Annotated in this window: 13 protein-coding genes; 7 read left to right on the forward strand and 6 right to left on the reverse strand. The window is 37.4% G+C overall.

Features of this window, described 5'->3' with window-relative positions:
• Window positions 1-88: 88 nt before the first annotated feature.
• Window positions 89-1,627 (reverse strand): inorganic phosphate transporter, encoded by a 1,539-nt coding sequence (locus CVT05_RS02385; protein ID WP_107697708.1) that lies wholly within the window; start codon window positions 1,625-1,627, stop codon window positions 89-91.
• A gap of 130 nt (window positions 1,628-1,757) precedes the next feature.
• Here CVT05_RS02385 and CVT05_RS02390 point away from each other — a divergent pair, with 130 nt between their 5' ends.
• Window positions 1,758-2,660 carry a disulfide bond formation protein DsbA gene (locus tag CVT05_RS02390; protein ID WP_107697709.1) on the forward strand — a complete coding sequence of 301 codons (903 nt, stop codon included), beginning with the start codon at window positions 1,758-1,760 and terminating at the stop codon, window positions 2,658-2,660.
• 30 nt (window positions 2,661-2,690) lie between these two features.
• Complete coding sequence (locus CVT05_RS02395; protein ID WP_107697710.1) at window positions 2,691-3,122, forward strand: GatB/YqeY domain-containing protein; 432 nt, start codon at window positions 2,691-2,693, stop codon at window positions 3,120-3,122.
• An 800-nt stretch (window positions 3,123-3,922) separates the two neighbouring features.
• On the opposite strand, the gene CVT05_RS02400 is transcribed toward CVT05_RS02395, so the two are convergent.
• Genes CVT05_RS02400 through CVT05_RS02420 form a run of 5 tightly spaced genes read right to left on the reverse strand, consistent with a single transcriptional unit; the run spans window position 3,923 to window position 10,707 of the window.
• Window positions 3,923-4,144 carry a hypothetical protein gene (locus CVT05_RS02400; RefSeq protein ID WP_234400531.1) on the reverse strand — a complete coding sequence of 74 codons (222 nt, stop codon included), beginning with the start codon at window positions 4,142-4,144 and terminating at the stop codon, window positions 3,923-3,925.
• A 4-nt stretch (window positions 4,145-4,148) separates the two neighbouring features.
• On the reverse strand, window positions 4,149-5,495 hold the full coding sequence (locus CVT05_RS02405; RefSeq protein WP_107697711.1) for a TolC family protein: 1,347 nt from the start codon (window positions 5,493-5,495) through the stop codon (window positions 4,149-4,151).
• A 1-nt stretch (window position 5,496) separates the two neighbouring features.
• Window positions 5,497-7,425: a MacB family efflux pump subunit gene (locus tag CVT05_RS02410; protein ID WP_107697712.1), complete on the reverse strand. Its 1,929-nt coding sequence runs from the start codon at window positions 7,423-7,425 to the stop codon at window positions 5,497-5,499.
• On the reverse strand, window positions 7,426-8,619 hold the full coding sequence (locus tag CVT05_RS02415; RefSeq protein ID WP_103619250.1) for an efflux RND transporter periplasmic adaptor subunit: 1,194 nt from the start codon (window positions 8,617-8,619) through the stop codon (window positions 7,426-7,428).
• 54 nt (window positions 8,620-8,673) lie between these two features.
• The gene (locus CVT05_RS02420) at window positions 8,674-10,707 is read right to left on the reverse strand and encodes an ATP-dependent helicase (protein ID WP_107697713.1); all 2,034 of its coding nucleotides are present in this window, start codon (window positions 10,705-10,707) and stop codon (window positions 8,674-8,676) included.
• Between the two features lie 64 nt (window positions 10,708-10,771).
• Between CVT05_RS02420 and pbpC the strand changes: the two genes are divergently transcribed.
• From pbpC to CVT05_RS02445, 5 genes are all read left to right on the forward strand, one after another.
• Window positions 10,772-12,940, forward strand: a complete 2,169-nt coding sequence (pbpC, locus tag CVT05_RS02425; RefSeq protein WP_107697714.1) for a penicillin-binding protein 1C — start codon at window positions 10,772-10,774, stop codon at window positions 12,938-12,940.
• Window position 12,941: 1 nt separating this feature from the next.
• Window positions 12,942-18,062, forward strand: a complete 5,121-nt coding sequence (locus tag CVT05_RS02430) for an alpha-2-macroglobulin family protein (RefSeq protein WP_107697715.1) — start codon at window positions 12,942-12,944, stop codon at window positions 18,060-18,062.
• Window positions 18,063-18,182: 120 nt separating this feature from the next.
• On the forward strand, window positions 18,183-20,807 hold the full coding sequence (locus tag CVT05_RS02435; protein WP_107697716.1) for a valine--tRNA ligase: 2,625 nt from the start codon (window positions 18,183-18,185) through the stop codon (window positions 20,805-20,807).
• Complete coding sequence (locus CVT05_RS02440) at window positions 20,807-21,763, forward strand: methionine ABC transporter ATP-binding protein (protein ID WP_107697717.1); 957 nt, start codon at window positions 20,807-20,809, stop codon at window positions 21,761-21,763. Before CVT05_RS02435 ends, CVT05_RS02440 begins: the two co-directional genes overlap by 1 nt.
• A complete protein-coding gene (locus CVT05_RS02445; RefSeq protein WP_009293812.1) occupies window positions 21,763-22,437 on the forward strand; it encodes a methionine ABC transporter permease in 675 nt (224 codons plus the stop codon). The genes CVT05_RS02440 and CVT05_RS02445 overlap by 1 nt, the downstream gene beginning before the upstream one ends.
• Window positions 22,438-22,534: the final 97 nt, after the last annotated feature.

Raw genomic sequence — 22,534 nt, forward strand, 5'->3', positions numbered from 1 at the left:
CAGGTTGGATCGACTTGCCAAGCTTTCATATAAAATTTATACAAAAAACATCAAAAGAATAGGGCGATTTTGCTATTTAAAAATATAACTAAACGCCTAGTAATTTAGCAAGAGCAAAGTAAAATATAGCCGATGAGATAGCAGCTGCAGGAAGTGTGATGAGCCAAGCAAGGATGATTGGTTTTACCATTTTCCAGTTTGCATTTTTATTTACGATACCGATACCTAAAACTGCGCCTATTAGGATATGCGTCGAGCTAACTGGTATGCCAAGCTTTGTGGCTAGAAGTATGACGATACTTGAGGCAAGCTCGGCGCTAAAGCCAGTTGTCGGTAAAATTTCAGCTAGTTTTGAGCCGATGGTGGTGATCACCTCTTTGCCTAAAAACCAAAGTCCAACGACAAGCGAGATGCCAAAGGTTACCATCGCGATGCTAGGTATCGGTGAGCTTTCGTTTATAGAGCCAGTTTTTAGCACGTCGAGTACGGCTGCAAATGGTCCAACCGCATTTGCGATGTCGTTTGCACCATGTGAAAATGCAAAAGATGAAGCGGTAAAAATTTGAAACCATGAAAAAATTCTATTGATGCTCTTTTCGCTATCGTTTTTGCTCATGACGTTTATGATAGCAAGGCTTGCAAGATACGCTAGAGCCCCAATCACAAAGATGATCCAGACGGTTTGGATGATACTAAAGGCTAAATTTATATGCTCAAGCCCTTTAAAAAGCATCATCGATGAGATGACCATTGCTGCAAATCCAGCGATGATCGGGATGTGCTTTTTCATCGCTTTAAAGGTATCTATCTCTTTTTCACTATCTTTCATAATGCGGATTTTTGAGCGATACTCGCTGTATTCAGTGGTTTCGATCTCGTCCTCATCGATAACTGCGATCTTTGAAAGAGTAGCTATCTGCTCCTCAGCCGGCTTTGTTTTTAGTGCTTTTACAAAGCTTTCTTTATATGCTTTTCTCTCAGCCTTTAGTGCTTTTAGATTCATTTTAAGTTCATGTGTTGGCTCAATAATCTTACTTTTTACATAGCCAAATATAATGTAAGACATCACGCCGCCAAGCAGTGGTGAGATAACCCAGCTAACGGCGATCCTGCCGATCTCACTCCATGAGACCATGCTAAATGGTTCTGGATCTTTTATCATAAAACCCATAGCAAGTCCTGCGCCAACGATACCGCCAACGATCGAGTGGGTGGTTGAGACTGGTAGACCTTTTTTGGATGCGTAAAATAGCCAAAGACCTGAGCTAAGAAGGGCTGAGATCATGATAATGACAAATTTCATCGGGTTTAGATCGCTTGGAAATTTCACGATCTCATTTCTAATCGTATTTGTAACCTCAGATCCTGCAAATATCGCACCACTAAGCTCAAAAATGGCTGCGATGATGAGAGCTTGCTTAAGCGTAAGAGTCTTAGCGCCAACACTTGTGCCAAAGCTGTTTGCAACGTCATTTCCACCGATATTAAAGGCCATAAAAAGACCAAACATGCCAGCGATCAAGAATAAAAAGTAGTTATTTGTCGGGATGTACTGATAGCCCCAAACGAAAAATCCAACGCTACAAATTGCAAAAATAACAAATGCCAATAAGTTATCTCGAAGCAATCAAGCCCCCTTATAAGGTTTTTGATAGGGATTATATCTTGAAAAATATTAAAGTTTTTAGAATTTTTCAACTTTAAATGATACTAAATTATCATATGTTAGAATCTACAAAAAATTTTAAGGATAAATTTTGGTTATAGCGATCGATCTTGGCTCAAACACATTTCGCGTAGCACTTGTCAAAAAAGAGCAAAATGGCTTTAGTAATGAGCAAATTTATGAAAAGATAGTAGGAGCTGCTAGAGGGCTAAATGAAAGTGGCAAGATAGCAGATGAGTCTAAAAATAGGCTCTTTGAAGCGATAGCGGAGGCTAAAAATAAATTTAACTTTGATAAATTTAAATGCGTAGCAGTCGCAACTGAGGCTTTTAGGGTAGCATCAAATAGCGAGGAAATTTTTAGCGAGATACGAGAGAAATTTGGTATAAATTTTCATCTAATAAGTGGCAAAGCAGAAGCAAAGCTTACACTTTTGGGTGTTCAAAATGCTTTTAAAAAGCTTGGAATCAGTGAAAATTTTAGTATCATTGACATCGGTGGAGCAAGCTCAGAGATCGGCGAAGATGGAAATTTTATGAGTTTTAAATTTGGCATTATTACATTTTTTGAGAAATTTAAAACGCTTGATTTAATGCAAGAAAATGCAAAAATTTACACAAAAGATGCAAGAGAATTTTTAAATAGCTTAAGAAATAGATTTATCGTGCTGACTTCTGGCGTACCAACTACTATCGCAGCGCTACGACTAGGACTTAGCTACGAGAACTATGATCCAAAAAAAGTAAACGGATTTAAGCTTAAAAATGACGATCTTGCCTGGTTTGTAAATGAGCTTTTAAAGATGGACGATAAGAGCGCTGATGTGGCGGTTGGAAGAAACAGAAAGTATCCACTCATCGCCGGAACCTTGCTTTTAGAGGAGCTTTTAAGTGGACAAGAAGCAAAATTTTTAGTTATTGACGATGGGCTTAGAGAGGGTGTTGGTGTGGCCTATCTGCAAGGAAAATTTCAAGAAATTATCACAAATTTTTAGTTAATATTTCAAAAATTTAAAGGAGAGAAAATGAGCATAAGAGAGCAAATTTTAGCTGATATAAAAGAGGCTATGAAGGCAAAAGATGAGTTTAAAAGAGATACTTTAAGAACGCTAAATGCAGCACTTAAGCAAGTTGAAGTAGATCAAAGGATCGAAATGACTGATGAAGTGGTACTTCCGCTACTTCAAAAGGAGATCAAAAAGAGGGCTGACTCGGTTGAGCTTTATATAAAAGGCACTAGGGAGGATTTGGCTAAAAAAGAGCAGGGCGAGATTGAACTCATTAAAGCATATTTGCCAGTACAACTAAGCGATGAAGAGCTTAAAGAGAAAATAAAAAAGATTATTGAAAGAGTTGGTAAAAATTTAGGCGCTGTAATGAAAATAGCAAAAGATGAGATCGGAGCAAGTGCTGAAGCAAAACGCATAAGTATGATCGCAAAAGAGCTTTTGGATTAAAATCCACAATTTTATAAAACTTCTAATTTTTGGAAACTTACTTCTAAATGTGTGTAAGTTTTCAAAAAATCAAATACGACTTTCATTTTAAAAAGATATATAAAAGCATAATACTTATATGAATATGTTAAAAGGTAAAATACAAGCTTTTTTATATATTTGTATTGAAAACTATAATTTTCAAATTGTTATTTTAATTTTCTTATTTTTTCTTTTATATGAATTTAAATATTGATTTATAGGCTTATTTTGGATTTTATCTTTTGTATGATTTTAATTTATCCATTAAATTTGACATAAAAATATTTGTAAGAAAATTAGTTAAATTTTACACTTTTCAAAAAATGTGAAATTTGTATTTATCTTATATATAACTTAAAATTTGATCTACCCTATTTTGAAAAAGTGAGCAAGAGCTATCTTTGGAGTTTGTGGTTCTTGCTTTTAAGCGCAGAGCACTAACCTTGCAAAAACTGCGATAAATGTACATAAAGCGCTCGCTCAAGCTGGCGTTTTTGGATATAAATTTAATCCAAAGCAATTTTTTTATAAAAAGCTAATAAGGCGATCTTGTGTGTTAAATTTAAGAGTAGCATAGAATAGAATAAATGCGTGATATCTGTTTTTGTGTGCCAAATAGTGATCTTGTGCGTTAAATTTTGAAGCAAAGAGTCAAATTTGATATCAGTGCAACTATAAAACCAAAATTTGCGTTAAATTTTAAAGTTGAGCGATCTTGAGTGATAAATTTAAGAGCTAGTAGTTAAATTTACTATGAAAACACGCCTGAAAACTATTTTTCAAGCTAAAGTGCGTGAGTTAAATTTTATCCTCAAAATTTGATAGTTTTTTTTCGTGGTTTGAAGGCTCATTTTTAATTTTAGACAGTGCTCGCTATTTATAAAAAGCCGTAGCTCGCCAAGGGTTGGAACGCCCATAGCAACCTCACAGCCTTCAAATTTGGCGCTAAATTTGCCATCGCTGCTACACGAATTTGCCTCGTAGTCCCAAGCTGAGCTCATAAATTTACCTATTAAATTTACCAGCCATGGCTTTGTAGATATTTAGCTCGTCTTGTAGGAGAGTATATTTTGCCTTTAGTAGCCCTATTTTAGCCTCTAGCTCGCTGTTTTTAGCCTCTAAAAACTCTTTTAGCTCAACCTTGCCGTAGGAGTATTTTAGCTCGTAAATTTTTGAAATTTCCTCATAGTTTTTTATCTGCTCTTGGTAGTTAGCAAGCAGTGCTTCGTTATTTAGGTAGCCTTTGTAAAATGCGTCTATCTCGTTTAATGCGCTATTTAGAGTGCTTATGTAGTTTAGTTTTGCAAGCTCGAAATTTGCCTCACTTACTTTTAAATTTGACTTTAGCTTAGAGTAGTTTAAAAATGGTAAATTTAAAGCGATATTGCCATTTAGAAATTTAAGATTAAACGCTTCGTCTTTTTTGTCGGTACTGCTTTTGAGGCTAGCTCCTAGCGTGATGCTTGGATAAAACTCTTTTTGGCTCGCTTTGTAGTTTAAGATGCCCTCTTCTATGCGGTAAATGGCCGCTCTTAGATCAGGTCGGTTTGCTATGGCGCTTGTTGGAACATTTAGATCAACGCCCGCTCTTTTAACGGGACTTAGCGTGAGGCCTTCAAATCTAAGCTCAAATTCTGGCCTCTCATTTAGCAAAATTCTAAGCGTTTTTTGGGCGGTCACAAGCTCTTTTTTGGCACTTTCTATCTTGTTTTGAGCGCTTAAAAGCTGTGAGTTTATCTGTTTTAAGCTTAGCGCCTCCTCTTTGCCAAGCTCAAATTTGAACCTAACTATCTTATTTAGCTTGTTATAAATTTCTAAAATTTGCTCATAAGTTTTTATGCTCTCGTTTAGATATAAAATTTGGAAATAAGCGTCTGCCACGGAGTTTATGACGCTTAGTTTGCTAGCTTCTAGGTCAAATTTAGTAGCATCTGCCTCAAACATCGCTGCATCTTTGCTATTTGCTAGCTTTTGCCAAAGGTCAAGCTCGTAGCTAAGCCCTATGCTTGAGCCAAAACTTCTACTAGAAGCGCCGCCCTCTTTTATGTTTTTGCTACTTCCAGCCTCAAAACCAGCGTTAAAGCTGGGGATGAGATTTGCCTCCAAAATTCCAGCTTGAGCGAGTGCTTTATTTACATTTATTGCTGCTTTTGTAAGGTCAGTATTGTTTTTAAGCGCAAGCTCTACAAGCTCATCAAGGTAGCTTTGATGATACTCTTTCCACCAAGAAGTATCCACACCAAGCTCTTTACTGGCGTTATCTTCAAGTAAAATTTGCTTGTAATTTTCATCTATATTTTTAACAGCGCAGCCGCTTAAAACAAGTACTAAAGCTAGGCTTAGAAATTTCATATTACTCCCTTGAAAGCGCATCTATTGGATTTAGTTTTGAGGCATTTTTGGCAGGCATGTAGCCAAAGATTATACCAATAGCCATCGACGTAACAAGTGCAAGCACGATCGAGCCGTTTGAAAAGATCATGCTAAAGCCATCTAAAAAGTTATTAAATATGTAGCCGATCGCGTAAGAAAAGGCTATGCCGATAGCTCCGCCAATTAAGCAAAGTAGCACCGCCTCTATCAAAAACTGCTGCAAGATGTTGCTCTGTCTGGCTCCGATCGCCATTTTGATGCCTATCTCTTTGGTACGCTCCGTAACTGAAACTAGCATGATATTCATCACGCCTATACCACCAACTACTAGTGAAACTACGGCGATACTTGATATTAGAAGGCGCATGGTTGAGATCGTCTCTTCGATAGTTTGCTTGATGCTATCAGAATTCCTTGTAAAGAAGTCTTTTTTGCCGTGTTTTATCGTTAAAAGATCAGTCAGGCTCTTTTCTGCGATTTGAGCATTTACGCTTTCATTTACTTTTACGGTTATTGAGCTAATAAATTTATCGCCCGTTATCTTGTTTATCACAGTCGTATATGGAGCATAAATTTTAAGTGAGCTAGCATCGCCGACTTTAAACTCATCTTTTTGCAAAACGCCTATAATGCGAAGTGGCTTTTTATTAAAAAGTATGATCTTGCCGATAGGATCTTCGTTTTTAAATATACTATTTTTGGTGTTTTGGTCTATTAGTGTGACAGAATCTGAGTTTAAAACCTCGTCGTCATCGTAAATTCTTCCCTTTTCTAGTTTTAGTCCATTTACGTCAAAGCTCCCTACTCCACCGCCCTTTAGTGTCGCTGTTAAGGAGATATTTTCATATGTTAGTACGCCTGAAGTACTTGTGTTTGGAGTGACTGAGTCCAGAAATGACTGTTTTGAGAGCATATTTGCGTCACTTATAGAGAGCGTTTTTACCCTACCTGAGAGCATATCGCCAAAGCCTTTTCCTGGCATGATATCGATCGTATTTGTGCCGATCTTTCTGATACCAGCTAAAATTTGCTCCTGTGAGCCTTTGCCAAGAGCTACGACGCTAATGACTGCAGTGATGCCAATGATAATACCAAGCATCGTTAAAAGCGATCTTAATTTATGAGCTAGCATTGCATTTACCGACATTTTAAAGCTCTCTATTAGCTGATCTTTATAATAAGTAAATTTGCTCTTTTCTGGTTGGCTTTGCTTTTTGGCCTCAAAAATTTCACTATTTTTTACATTATCGCTTACGATGTTGCCATCTTTTATCTCAATCACTCTACTCGCGTACTCGGCGATCTTTGGGTCGTGCGTGACGATGATGATGGTGTGACCTTTTTTGTAAAGATCCACTAAAATTTCCATCACTCTTAGACCACTTTTGCTATCAAGCGCGCCTGTTGGCTCATCAGCCAAGATGATCTCGCCACCATTCATCAGTGCCCTTGCTATGGAGACCCTTTGCTGTTGTCCGCCTGAGAGTTTATTTGGTAAATTTTTAGCCTTTTCGCTAAGGCCAAGAGAGTCTAAAATCTCCATTCCTCTTTTTTCTCGGTCGCTCTTATTTGCCCCTGCATAAATGCTAGGAAGTGCAACGTTTTCAAGGGCGTTCATCGTGCTAAGAAGGTTATATCTTTGAAATATAAAGCCAAATTTATCTCGTCTAAGCTTAGCAAGTGCGTCGCTATCAAATTTTGATATATCTTTGCCATCTAGCAGGTACTGCCCGCCACTTGGGCTATCAAGGCAACCAAGGATGTTCATAAGTGTTGATTTGCCAGAGCCAGACTGACCGATAATGGCTATAAATTCGCCCTTTTTTATCTCTAAATTTATACCATGCAAGATCTCTATCTCATTATCGCCAAGCTTAAAGCTTTTTGTGATATTTTTTAGACTTATCACTTAAAACTTCTTATTTTCTTTTTCGATCATCTTGGCTATTTCGCTTGCTGAGCCTTGTGATGTGATGATCTCATCATTCTCGTTCACACCGCTAATGATCTGCGTATCGAGGTTATCTTTTATGCCGGTTTTGACCGCTGTTTTTACCGCTTTGCCATCTTTTAGAACATAGACAAAAGTGCCGTTTTCATCTCTTTTGATGCCGATGCTTGGCACGATGATAGCATCCTTTACGTTTGCTATTAAAAGCTCATTTTGCGTGGTCATGCCTATTCTTAAAATTTTATCTTTATTTTCAACTATGCTTTGAGCATAATAATAAACAGCTGAGTTGCTTGAAGTGCTTGAGCTTGTGGATTTGCTACTACTGCTAGAGCCGTAGCTACCATCGCTTAATGTCGTTAAGCCAGGGTCGATTGAGCTAACCGTCGTTTGAAATTTTTTCGTTGGCTCAGAGAGGATCGAGTATTCAACTGGCGTACCAACTTTTATCTTTGTGATGTCGCCCTCGGCTATTTGCATCTTCATCTTGACATAGCTAAGATCTGCGATCTTTACGATAGTTGGTGTAGTTTGGTTGGCATTTACAGTCTGTCCCTCTTCGACCTGTACGCTTACTATTATGCCATCTCTTGGGGCGGTGATCTTTGTGTAGCCTAAATTTATCTTAGCAGTACTTAGCTCGATATTTGTCTGCTTGATCTGAGCCTCGAGCTCCTTTATCTTGGCACTATTTGCGCTATAAGTATTTTTTGCGCTTTCAAATTCTTGTTTTGAAGTGGCGTTTTTGGCAAAAAGTGCATTTTCTCTATCAAACTGCGTTTTAGAGATATTTAGAGCCACTTTTGCGCTTTCAAGCTGAGCTTTGTAGATGGCAAGTTGAGCTTCTTTATTGTCTATGCTATTTTGCTGGGTCGAGCTATCGATACTTGCGATCATATCGCCTTTTTTGACCTGATCTCCAAGCTTAACGTAGAGTTTTTTTATCTGGCCACTTACCTGCGCACCCACATCAACTAGCTCGGTAGCGAAAATTTCTCCAGTCGCATCGACCTTTTTGCTAAATGAACCTTTCTTTGCCTTTTTGGTGATAAATTCCACCTTTTCATCTTTTATCTTAAAAAAATTATCATAGATAAAATATCCACCGACGCCTAAAATAAGCAGGATTATTAAAATTTTAGATTTTTTCATTGCTTCTCTTTGTAAAAAATTAGTCAATTTTACTTAATAAGATTAAAATTCTCTTTAAACTTCCTCTTTTGCCATGCCAGCCTCTATCAAAAACCTACTTGGCTGATAATTCACCTTCTTTATCTTGTCGTATTTTGCATAGCTAAGATATAGCTCGTCTTTTGCTCTGGTCACTGCCACGTAAAAGAGCCGCCTCTCTTCTTCTAGGCTGCCGCCCATACTCATTAGCTTTAAATTTGGAAAGCGGTTTTGTGCGAGATCGACGATAAAAACTTGGTCAAACTCAAGCCCCTTGCTCGCATGCACGCTAAGCAAACTAACGCCCTGCCCTTCACTCATCTCGTTGCTTCCAAGGGCTAAGAAGTTGTAAAATTTACTGATATCTTGATATTTTTTAGCTAGCTCGCTTAGCACCACGCTCTTTGCCATTATGCGCTCTTTGACCTCTTCTTTGAGCGCAAGATCAACATTGCCGTTTTTTAGAGTTGCCCTTTTTGTGCTGAGATTTTCAACGATGAGAGAGTAAATTTTACTAGTTTTTATCTCATTTATCATCGTGGCTGGCTTTGAGATATTTCTCATGCCTCGTAAAAAGTTGTAAATTTCATATAAAAACTGCGCCCCACTCTCGCTTAGCTTTTGTAGTTTTAGCACAGGATGACCTAGAAATTTATCACTAAAGCCAAGTTTAGAAAACCTTGAAACTTCGGCAAATTCATCAAGATCGTCAAAAAGACCAAGCTGGTAGTTTCGCCTTTTGTTTGATGAGATATTTACACTCTCGTCTGGCTCAACTATCCCTTTTATCAAATTTCCATGCCCAAGTTTAAGCAGTGCGTCAAAAATCTCTTTGCTAACTGCGCTACCAACGCCCTTTGCGTATTCGCAGATGTGGATAAATGCCATTATATCTTTTGGATTGACATAAATTCCCATGATGTCGATGAGCGCCTTGATCTCACGGCTCTCAAAGAAGCTCACCCCACCCTTTCGCTTCGAGCCAATACCTCGCTCTTTTAGCGCGACCTCGATACCATCAGCTGATGAGTTATTTCTAAAAATTATGGCGATATTTTCTCTATTAAATGGCGAGAGCGAGATGATATCAGCGATGTTTTGATACTGATCAAAAAGCTCGTTATAGACAAGCAGCCTTGGAGGCTTGAAATTTCCCTCACGGCTCACGGTTAGGTGTTTTTCATAAAGTCTTGGATTGTTATTTATGACCTTATTTGCAAGGGCAAGTATGCTTGAGCTTGAGCGGTAGTTTACATTTAAAGCGTAGATATTTGCGTTTGGAAAGCGATCTTTAAATGAGCCAATGATCTCGATATTCGCGCCATTAAATGCGTAAATGCTCTGGTCAAAATCGCCCACGCAAAATAGACTCTTTGTCTTAAATGCGTCTATTAGGCTGCCTTGAAGCGTGTTTGTATCTTGATACTCGTCGATCAAAATTTCATCATAAGCTAAATTTGCCCCTTTTTTTAGCTCGTCGCGCATTTTTATGAGAAGGTCGTTAAAGTCAGCGTAGGCAAATTTAGCCTTTTCAGCCTCAAACTCCTCTAAAACATCTTCATAAATTTCAGCATAAACGCCCTGCTCTTCGCTCTTCTCACTTATCCATTTGCCAAATGTTGTGCCTTGTTCGCTGTTTTGAAAGAGCGAGTAAAGATCGTATAGATAGGCTCCGCCATAAGGTTTGACGTCGCTTAAATGGTAAAATTTTCGTCTCTCAACAAGACTTTTTAAAAGCGTCTTTAGCTCGCTTGGCTGCTTTAGCGTGACGCCTTTATCAAGGCTTTTTAAAAGCGAAAACGAGACCGAGTGAAAGGTGCCTGCGGTGATTTTGGAGGTGATTTGTTTATCAAAATATCTATTTAAACGCTCTATCATCTCGCTGGCTGCTTTGTTAGTGAATGTTAGAAGCAAAATTTTCTCTGGCACAATGCCTAAATTTAGTAGATGAGCGATGCGCGCGACTATGGTGCTAGTCTTGCCAGTGCCAGCTGAAGCGATGATGAGATTGTGTCCAAATGGCGCAGTTGCGGCGGTGTATTGTTCTTTGTTTAACCTAGATAAGGGCATTGTTTCCTCTTTTTAAAAAGGGCTAATTATAGCTACTTAAACTTTAACAGCTATAATCACGCGGATGAAAAAGTTTAAATTTCTAAAATTACTTGCCCTATTTTTGGCTTTAATGATCGCTATCTTTTTGATACTTGATCAAATTTATCCACTAAATTTAGATGCAATCAAAAAAGACGAAGCCAAAATTTTACTTGATAGAAATGGCAACATTATAAATATGAAGCTTAGCAGCGACGGAATTTGGAGATTTCACGAGCAAAGCTTCCCAAACTCGCTAAAACAATGCGTCGTGCTCTTTGAAGATAGATACTTTTACTACCATGTTGGCGTAAATTTTGCCTCCATTTTTAGAGCATTTTTTCACAACCTAAGAAGTGACAACCGCATAGGGGCTAGCACCATCACGATGCAAGTGGCCAGGATGCTTGAACCAAATGAGAGGAGCTATAAAAACAAGATAAGAGAAATTTTTAGAGCTTTTCAGCTTGAGCTTCATTTTAGCAAGGATGAAATTTTAAATTTATACCTAAATTTAGCCCCATACGGCGGCAACATCGAAGGTGCAAAGGCGGCTAGCTTTTTTTACTTTGGCAAAGAGCTAAACGAGCTTAGCTACGCTCAGGCGGCACTTTTAAGCACGATCCCTAAAAATCCAAATAGAAATAGGCTAGACCGCGTTTCAAACATAAATGCCCTAAAAAACAGGGTCATAAAGATGCTTTACAAGGCAAATTTAATCGATCTTAGCGCCTTTAAAAGAGCGCAGGCTGAGCCATTTAAAAATGTAAGAGCAAAAGCTATCGTAACAGCGGAAGATTATGCAAATGTCGCTTTTAAAAACCAAATTTCAAAGGCGAGTTTGGATCTAAATTTACAAAAAGATATGCTTAAAATTTTAAAAGATACAATGTTTTCACTAAAGGCTAAAAATGCAAACAACGCTGCAGCTGTGGTAATAGATAATAAAAAAATGAGCGTTGTTGCCTTCATCGGCTCGCACGATGAGCACGCACGGGATGGCAAAAACTCAGCTCTAAATATGAAGCGAAACACCGGTAGCACGCTAAAGCCTTTTATCTACTCACTTGCGCTTGATAGCGGGCTTATAACGCCAAATTCGCAGTTAATAGACACGCAAATTTATATAAAAGAGTATGCTCCAAAGAATTTTAGTAATGATTTTTTAGGTATCGTAAGCGCAAAAGATGCTCTAAATTTCAGCCTAAATATCCCGGTTATAAATTTAAACTTAAAACTAAAAGACAATTCGCTTTACGAACTACTTGAAAAGGTAAATTTAGTAGATGAAGATAAAGAGTATTATGGAGCTTCTATAACGCTTGGAAGTGCTGAAATGAGCCTGCTTGATCTTGCTCATCTTTATACTATTTATGCAAATGACGGCATTTATAGACCACTTGAGTTTGCAGGAAAAAACTACAAAAATGAAGAGAAAAATGTAACTCTAATCTCGCCTCAAAGTGCCTATTTAACTGCTAAAATGCTAAGTGAAGCCTCAAGATCATATCTAAAAAATGCTTGGCAGTACGCCCAAAATACGCCAAAGATCGCCTTTAAAACTGGCACAAGCGCAAACTCACGTGATCTTTACGCCATAGGCGTTGATGAAAATTATACAATTGCTATTTGGATTGGAAATTTTAATGCCAGTAAAACTGATAAATTAACAGGACTAAATGACGTATCAAAGAGTCTTTTTGATATGTTTAAGATAATCGCTCAAAAAGAGAAGTTAAGATTTATAAGTGAGCCAGATGGCATAGAAAAGCTGCCAACCTGTCTTGATGCCTTTAACTATGAAAAGTGTAAAAAAATGGCGCTTGATGATAGGATAAAGGGTGTAGATTTAAAAGATAAATGCGAAAGTTTAAGAGGCGAAGAGCTTGATTTTTTGGTTAAAAATGAGCTTTTGGACAAAGATGAGATACAAAAAAGTCCTTGCGCTGAAATTTTTAAAGATAAAAAGCCAGTTTTTGCCTATCCGTATGACAATGAAGAGATAGTGACAGATGAAAATATTACACAAGTTATGGTAAAATGCTACGCGTTTTTAGGCGATGAAATTTACCTAAAAATAGATGATTTGAACTTTTCTAAGATAGAAAATGCAAGCGAAAAAAAGTTTGATCTAACTCTTGGCGAGCACAGCATAAAATGCCTTGATCAAAACTCAAATCAAAGTGAAATAACAATAAAAATAAGGAGATAAAATGTGGCAAAAAGTAGCACTTCTAGCACTTTTGGGAATGACAAATTTATATGCTTTGAGCCTAAATGGCACTGCGCAGATAAAATCGCCCCTAAGCGTAGAGTTTGGACTAGAAGATGAAGTAGATAAAAATTTTGTTGGTATGCTAAGCGATAAAAAGCTACTTTTGTGCCAACCAGCATTAAATGGTACGGTTAGATTTAATAGTCAAAGCTTGCTATTTTTTACAAAAGATATGCACGCTGGTTTGGATTATAGCTGCAAGCTTGAAAACGGAAGCACTGCTAGTTTTGCCACGAAAGAATTTGAGCTAACAAAGATAGAAAAAATAAGCGATAGCAAATATATAGTTAAATTTAATGATGAAGTAAATATTGAAGCTATCAAAAATATTGCCGTAAAAGATGCGAAATTTAAAGCAATTGAGCTTTCTAACAATAGTTTTGAGCTTAATCTTGATAAAAATTTAAGCAATCCAGTTTTTGATTTTGGTGAAAAATTTGAGAGCAAATTTGGCGCAACGCTTTCAGGTGAAACGATAGTAAATTTTGCCGATGAAATAAGTGAAGAAAGCGCAAATATAAATGATAATTCAAAGAGTCTTGAGATACCAGAAATTTATCCAGTAAGCCTTGATAATGGCATCTTGGGCTTTAGAATTTATCTAAAAAATTGGCTTGATGACGATATTAACTTAAAAAAATTTATAAACATTAAAGGTGTAAAAAACTTTAGCATCAGTGACGTTAAATATAGTGACAACTATGAAGAAAACTCAGAACTTAGCGAATATTATTACTACATTGATATCACAAGTGACGATTTTAAGCCACAAAATAGTTATGAAATCACCATTAAACCAGGCTTTGGCGATGATAGAAATGTAGTAAGAGAAGAAAATAGCTATGAAGTAGTAGCTGGCAATTTTACTCCGTTTGCAAATTTTATAAATAATGAACCATATATCTCAAGTGTCGGTGAGATCGGTATTAGAAGTGCAAATTTGCCTGAGCTAAATGTAAGCATTGAAAAGCTAAGCGATCAAAATTTTAGATATTTTTTAAATTTTAATGACAATAACGAAGAGTTAAGCAACTTCAGCGCAAAAGTGGCAAGCAAAAGCTATAAGCTTGATGGTGCATTAAATGAAATTTCTCTAAATAAAATCAAACTTGACTTTGCTGGGGCTGGAGACGGCGTTTATAAGATAAATTTAAACTACGGCAAAGATAAGAGCGTTTCAAAAGTAGTATATCTAAGTGATATCGCCGTAAATGCAAAGCTTGGTAAGGATGAAATTTTCGTATTTGCAAATCGTCTTGGCGAAAATACAATGCTTCCAAACGCAAATGTGAAAATTTATGGCAAAAAGAACGAAGAAATTGTAGTTGGTGCGACAAATGATATAGGCGTTTTTAAATTTAACAAAAAAGATATTTACAAAGATATCTCCTCAGTGGTTGTCTCTCTTGGAAAAGAGCAAAATTTTCTTATTTTAAAAGAAGACGAAGCTGTAAATGAAGCGAAATTTATGAGCCAAAATGCCAGTGAGAGCATCGATGCATACGTTCATTTTGCTTCAAATATCATAAGACCAAATGAGAGTTTAAAGGGTGCAATCTACCTAAGGGATAGAGATTTTAATCCTTTAAAAAATATGCCTATAAAGATAAAATTTTTCGATCCACAAGGCAAAAGTAGTGCTGAAATTTCAAAAAATACAAATGACGTTGGCATGGTAAATTTTGAAAAAGAGATACTAAGTGATCTTAGCGGTAGATTTAATATGCAAGTAATTTACGCAAACAAAGTGATCTCAAATGTGCCATTTTTTGTTGAGAGTTTTATGCCAAATAGGATAAAAAATGAGATAACACTTGAGAGAGATAAATTTTTCGCAAATGAGCTTGTTAGAGCCAATCTAGCTAGTAACTATCTCTTTGGTGGCGCTGCTAGCGAGCTTGATGGCAGCATGCAGGTGAGCTTTTTTGATGATGAATATAAAAATAGCGAGTTTAAAGAGTATAAATTTAAAAATAATACGCTAAAACCAAGTGCTTATCCATCTTTTGAAAATGATCTCACTCTTTCAAAAGATGGCAAATCAAGCCAAATGATAGATCTCAGCTTTAGCACTAAAAATGCCTCTTCTATCATAACAGGCGTGATAAATTTTAATGTAAATGATGATGGCAAAAACGTAAGCGATACAAAAAGCTTTACACTCTATCCTTACAAGGATATGGTTGGTATCGCAGCAAGCACGACATTTGCTGAGCCAAACGAAGATGTAAAAATAAGAACGGTTGTAGTAGATATGTCAAGTCAAAAGGCCGTAAAATCAAATTTAAAATTTGATATAAAACGTGTCACTTGGCAATACCAAAGAGATGCAAATGGCTATATAAAGTGGTTTCAAACACTAGAAGATGTGGATAATTTTTATAAAGATAATGGCGAGTTTAGCTATAAATTTACACAAAGTGGCTCATATGTGATCATCGCTACAAATCTAGTAAGTGGAGCAAGCACAAGCCTTGATATGGACGTAAGTGGCTACAATTACTCGACTCTAGCGCCTACAAAAGAGCTTAGCAAATCTCAAATCAAACTAAATAAAAATATCTACAAAAAAGGCGATGAACTAAGTGCTGATATAAGCTCAGCTATAAAAGAAGGAATCGCCCTTGTTACACTTGAAGATGGTGGCGTGAAAGCCTACAAGGTCGTTAAGATAAAAAACAACTCAGCAAATGTGAAATTTAAACTTGATTTTGATTTTAGTGGACTTTACGTGAGTGCAAATATCTACCGCATGACAGATAGTGGATTAACTCCGTTTAGGACTTACGGTAAGGTTTATGCTAAAGCTGATAAGTCATCAAGGATACTTGATCTAAGCATTGATGCACCAAATACAGCAAAAAGTGATGAAAATATAAAAATTTCTCTAAAAACAAAGCCAAAAGCTTATGTGAATTTATTTATCACAGATGTTGGCGTGCTTGATATAACGTCACAAAAGCCAGCTGATCCACTTAAATTTTTTGACAAAATTTTACCAGATGGTGTCTTTGACTATGACATTTATAATATGCTCACAAACTATAAGGTTGAGGGCAAAACTTTAAGCTTTGGTGGTGATATGGCAGCACTTGCCATGGAGGCAAAGATGGCAAAACATGCTAGCCCAGTCGATAGCAAAAAGATAAAAACATATGCAAATTTAGTAAGTCTTCAAGCTGACGATAATGGTGAAATTTCATACGAGTTTAAAACGCCAAATGGCTTTAACTCTGCCATTAGAGTAGATGTCGTGGCAAATAATGAAAATAGCATGAATGCGGTAAATAAAGAAATTTTAGTAAAAGATGATGTGATTATTAAGCCAAGCGCGTTAGTTTATCTGCTAAAAGGCGATGAGCTAAATGCAAACTTAAGGCTTATAAACACAACAAATGAGGATAAAAATTTAACCATAAAAGTGGCTAGCAGTAAAAATTTAAGCATTAAAACAAAAGAAAATGCGAATTTAAAGCCGCTTGAAAATAAAGCCTTTACATTTAAAATTTCAGCTCTTGAAGCTGGAGCTGGCGAATACAATATAACAATAAGCGACAAAAACAGCTCAAAAACAGCTCAAAATTTACTTGATGTAGTTAATCCTTATACGATAAGCACCTATGCAAAAAGTAGCGTCTTTGACAAAGAGAGTATGATCTCGCTTCCAAAAGGCTTTCACAATGTTAGTATAGATGCGTCAAGCTCGGTCTCAAGCGTGCTATTAGCAGCTTCTAAAAATTTAGTTGAGTACCCTTATGGATGTGCGGAGCAAAGGAGCTCAAGACTGCTTGCACTTTTAAATTTAAAGCCAAAAGATGAGCTTGAAAAAAATGATCAAAAGAGATTTATTGCAAGCGGTATGAGTGAGCTAATTAAGATGCAAAAACCAGATGGTAGCTTTGGCTACTGGAGCGATCTAAGTAGTACTAATGCATTTGCTTCGATCTATGCAACTGATGTGCTGCTTGATCTTGAAGAGGCTGGATATGAGCTAAATAAAAATGTAAAGCAAAGAGCATTAAATTCGCTCTTAAAATATACAAACACAGATATTGAAGCTCTATATGCTATTTATGTAAGCTCCCGCGCAAATGTTGCTGATAAATCGGTGCTAAATAAAATTTATGACCACAAAGCTTACAATACTACCGCACTTAATAAATATCTAATGGCAGCGGCTCTAAAGCTAAACGGCTTAAATGACGAAGCAAAGGTGGCGCTAAAAGATATCAAAAAAGCTCAGGCGGCTGATTATAGCAGGGATTATTCTAGCTTTGGCTCAAAGATGAGAGACAATGCATTTATCTTGTATCTGCACGCAAAATATTTTGAGAAAAACGACTACTCAGATGATCTTGCAAATTTCTTGATCACAAATTTAAATGAGCTTAGCTCAACGCAGGAGCGCGCTTTTACACTTAGAGCGCTAAATGCCTACTTTGGCAAAGATGTTGGCGAGAAAAATAATAAATTTAAGCTTAGCTACAATGGCGAAAGCAAAGAATTTGACGGCCTTTTAAGTGTATCATTTACAGCAAAAGATGGAAATTTTACCATCACTCCACTTGGTGAAAACAAGCTATATGCCACTATCTTAAGCTACGCTTATGTGCCACTTGAGATCAAGCACAAAATAGAGCCAAAAGAGCTTGATATTTATAGAACGTTTGTCGATGAAAAAGGCAAAGAGCTAGGTCTTGACAGCCTAAGAGTAAATGATGTTGTCTATTCAAAAATAGTGATAAATTCTAAAGCTATGGTTAAAAATGGCGTAATAAACGAGATAGTAAGTAGCTGCTTTGAGCCGATAAATGAAAATTTAAGTGGTTTTAATAAGAGCCTTAAAGATAGCATTGAGCTTGAATATCAAAGTATAAAAGATGATCGCGTTTTAAGTTTTTATGCATTAGATAGTGATAAGAGAGAGGCTGTGCTTTATACGCCTTATCGTGTAAGACTTGGTGGTAAATGCTCACTTGGCGCAGTCACTACTGAAAATATGTATAACGAAAGACAAAACGACTACGACCTAGCTCAGCGAAGCTTTACTGTCAAATAAGCCATATAAATTTCGGGGCGTTTAACCGCCCCAAGCCCATATTTCCCCACTTTTGCAAAGATTTTTTTAAACAAATTTTAGATAACATTAAGCATTTTTTAAACGAAAGAGGAAACAAAAGTGGCAGAATTTTACAATGCAAAAGAGACAGAAGATAAATTTTATAAAATTTGGGAAGAACGCGGATACTTCGAGATAGACGCAAACAAAGATATCCAAAAAGATGGACGTAAATTTTGCATTATGATGCCACCTCCAAACGTGACTGGCTCGCTTCACATCGGACACGCCCTAACCTTCACACTCCAAGATATCATGACTCGTTACAAGAGAATGGACGGCTATAAGACACTTTGGCAGCCAGGACTTGACCACGCTGGCATCGCCACTCAAAATGTCGTTGAAAAGCAGCTTTTAGCTCAAGGCATCAAAAAAGAAGAGCTTGGACGCGAGAAATTTGTAGAAAAAGTGTGGGAGTGGAAAGAAAAAAGCGGTGGCATGATCGTACATCAGATGCGAAAGCTTGGCATCACTCCGGCTTGGTCACGCCAGAGATTTACTATGGATGAGGGCTTAAGAAAAGCTGTAAAAAAAGCCTTTGTAAATTTATACGACAAAGGACTGATCGTTCAGAAAAACTACATGATAAACTGGTGTACACACGACGGCGCGCTTTCTGACATCGAGGTCGAACATAAGGAGAACAAAGGCAAGCTTTATCATTTGAGGTACTATTTTACAGATAAGCCAAGCGAATTTGTTGTTGTTGCAACAACTCGCCCGGAGACCTACTTTGGCGACACCGCCGTAATGGTAAATCCAAACGACGAGCGCTATAAAAATTTAATCGGCAAAAAAGTGGTGCTACCTATCATAAATAGAGAGATCGAGATCATCGCCGACGAGCACGTTGATATGGAGTTTGGAACAGGTCTTGTTAAAGTCACACCTGCGCATGATCAAAACGACTATGAAGTTGGCAAAAGGCACGACCTTGAGTTTATCACTGTATTTGATGAAAAAGGTATTTTAAACGACAAGTGCGATAAATTTGCAGGACTTGAGAGGCTTGAGGCTAGAGATATCGTCGTGGCCGAGCTTGAAAAACTTGGCAATGTTGAAAAGATCGAGGACTATGAAAACCAAGTAGGATACTGCTACCGCTGCAAAAACGTCGTCGAGCCATATATCTCAAAGCAGTGGTTTGTCAAAAAAGAGATCGCAGACGAGGCGATACAAAAGGTCTCAGAGGGCCTTGCTAAATTTTACCCGCCGCACTGGATAAACAGCTTTAACGCGTGGATGAGAGAGTTAAGAGACTGGTGTATCTCACGCCAACTTTGGTGGGGGCATCAAATTCCAGTATTTTACTGCGATGATTGCGGTTATATGTGGGCTGACGAGGGAGAGCCATGCGAGTGCAAAAAGTGCAAAAGTAAAAATTTTCACCAAGACCCAGACGTGCTAGATACGTGGTTTAGCTCTGGTCTTTGGCCATTTAGCACGCTTGGTTGGGGTAATGAAAATGAGCTAAAAAATGAAAAATGGTTTGAAGGCGATTTGGCTGAATTTTATCCAAACAACCTACTAATCACTGGCTTTGATATATTATTTTTCTGGGTTGCTAGGATGATGTTTCAGGGTGAAAATGCCCTTGATAAGTTGCCATTTGACGACATTTATCTGCACGCACTCGTAAAAGATGAATTTGGTAGAAAGATGAGTAAAAGCCTTGGCAACGTAATTGACCCGCTTGATAGCATCAATGAGTATAGCGCCGATATATTGCGCTTTACGCTAACTCTTTTAGCTGTTCAAGGACGCGATATCAAGCTAAGTGACGCTAAGATGAAGCAGGTAAGAAATTTCACCAACAAGCTTTATAATGCGAGCAAATACCTCATACTAAATGAGAGTAAATTTCCAAATTTAGAGGATATCAAGCTTCAAACAAAGCTTGGAATTTATATGAATAGCCGCTTTAACGAGTGCGTGAGAGAGGTGCGTGAAAACATCGACGCCTACCGCTTTAATGACGCAGCAAACACACTTTATAAATTCCTTTGGGATGAGTTTTGTGACTGGGGTATCGAGCTTAGTAAGGCTGATAAAGCGAGTGTAAAAGAGCTTGGAAGTATATTTAAAGAGGCGATGAAACTACTAAATCCTTTCATGCCATTTCTTTCAGAGTATCTATTTCAAGAGCTTAGCGGCACACAGCTTGAAAACGCAAAGTCAATAATGGTGATAAGCTACCCAGAGGTAAAAGAGCGAAATTTAGAGGTTGAGAAGAAATTTGAGCTAGTTATCGAAGCGATCGTGGCTATTCGCCGTGCAAAAGCGACCATCGATCTTGGCAACTCAAAGATAGCAAAAGCCTTTGTTAAATTTAATGAAAAAATCGACCTTGACGAGGTCAAAGAGTATATCAAGCTGCTTGCAAAATGCGAAGAGATCGGCTTTGTAGATGAGAAAATCGAAAATTCAATAAGAGACGTGAGTGAAAATTTAGAGGCGTTTGTCCCACTTGAAGGACTTGATATGAGCGGTATTATCACAAGACTCAAGTCTCAAAAGACAAAGCTTGAAAAAGAGATAGCTAAGCTCTCAGGTATGTTAAATAATCAAAATTTTGTGTCAAATGCACCAAAAGAAGTTATAGAGACGAACAAAGAGGCTTTAGATAGTGCTCAGGCTAAATTTAAAAAAGTATGTGAAGAATTAGAAGCTCTTGGAGAAAAATAGTGATAAAAATAGAGAAATTAAGCAAATTTTATGGTGATACGCAAATCCTTTTTGATATAAATTTGGAGGTTAAAAAGGGTGAAATTTTTGCTATCGTGGGACACAGTGGCGCTGGTAAATCAACGCTTTTAAGGTGCATAAACGGGCTTGAGAGCTATCAAGGTGGCAGCCTAAAAGTCTTTGATAAAGAGATAAAAAATTTAGATGAGATGCAGCAGAGACATTTAAGGCGAGATGTTGGGATGATATTTCAGCATTTTGCCCTGATGGCTAGAAAAAACGTCTTTGAAAATGTCGCTACTCCGCTTAAATTTTGGGGCTATAAAAGCGATGAAACTGAAAAAAGAGTGAGAGAGCTTTTAAATTTAGTCGGTCTTGAAAATAAGGCAAAAAGCTATCCAAGCGAGCTAAGTGGCGGTCAAAAACAGCGTGTGGCGATCGCCAGAGCGCTTGCTTTAAATCCTAAAATTTTACTAAGCGACGAGGCGACTTCAGCTCTTGATCCAAATACTACAAATCAAATTTTAGAGCTGCTTGAGAAGATAAATAAAGAGCTAGACATTAGTGTCGTCATCGTCACGCACGAGATGGAGGTTGTAAAATCGATCGCAAAACGTGCGATCTTGCTAGAAGGTGGCAAGATCATAGGCTCTGGAAGTATTGAAGAGCTATTTTTGAAGCCAGATGAGAAGATGAAAGAATTTTTGGGTGAAGTGGAAATTCTGCCAAGTACTGGCACAAATATCAGGCTATTTTTCCCAAAAGAAGTGGCTCAAAATAGCGTGATCACGCATATGGCTAGAAGTCTAAACATCGACTTTAACATAGTCTGGGGTAAGCTTGAGAAGCTAAACGAAAATGTTCTTGGCTCGCTTGTCATAAACATAGATGAAAAAGATAAAGAAAACGTGCTTAACTACATCAAGCAAAGTGGCGTTTTATGGGAGGTTGCTTGATGTTTGATATTGACTTTTCTAAATTTCCAGATGTATTTTCTAGGATACTGCTGCCAGCTATCGGCGAGACACTATATATGAGCATAGTCTCTACCCTGCTCGCCTTTGCCATAGGCCTCATACCTGCGGTTTTGCTCATCCTTTCAGACAAAGATGGACTAAAGCCAAATAAGCAGCTTTATTTTGTACTTGATATCGTTATAAACGTGCTTAGAAGCTTTCCATTTATTATCCTCATTATTGTGCTCTTTCCAGTTACAAAAATGATCGTGGGAACAAGTATTGGCACTACAGCTGCGATCGTTCCGCTAACTATCGGAGCGGCTCCATTTGTGGCAAGGCTTATTGAAAATGCGCTAAAAGAGGTTGATAAAGGCATCATCGAAGCTGCTCAGAGCTTTGGTAGCTCGAAATTTCAAATTATATTTCGAGTCATGTTTGTAGAAGCACTTCCTGGCATTATCTCGGCATTTACGCTAACGCTTATTGTAAATATCGGCTTTTCAGCGATGGCTGGTGCGGTTGGCGGTGGCGGACTAGGATCTGTTGCTATAAATTACGGATATCAAAGATTTCGTCCAGATATCATGCTCTACACCGTGGTTATTCTTATCATTATGGTTCAAATTTTCCAAGTTTTAGGTAACTACTTATATAAAATTTCTAAAAAATAGGCCTTTGTTTTTATCTGATTTTAAGCTTTTTTCCTTAAAATTGCCCGAATTAATTTTTAGCTGAAAGGATAAAAGATGAAATCAGATATGTGCCACA

It is taken from the genome of Campylobacter concisus, from assembly GCF_003049705.1.
GTDB lineage: Bacteria > Campylobacterota > Campylobacteria > Campylobacterales > Campylobacteraceae > Campylobacter_A > Campylobacter_A concisus_AR.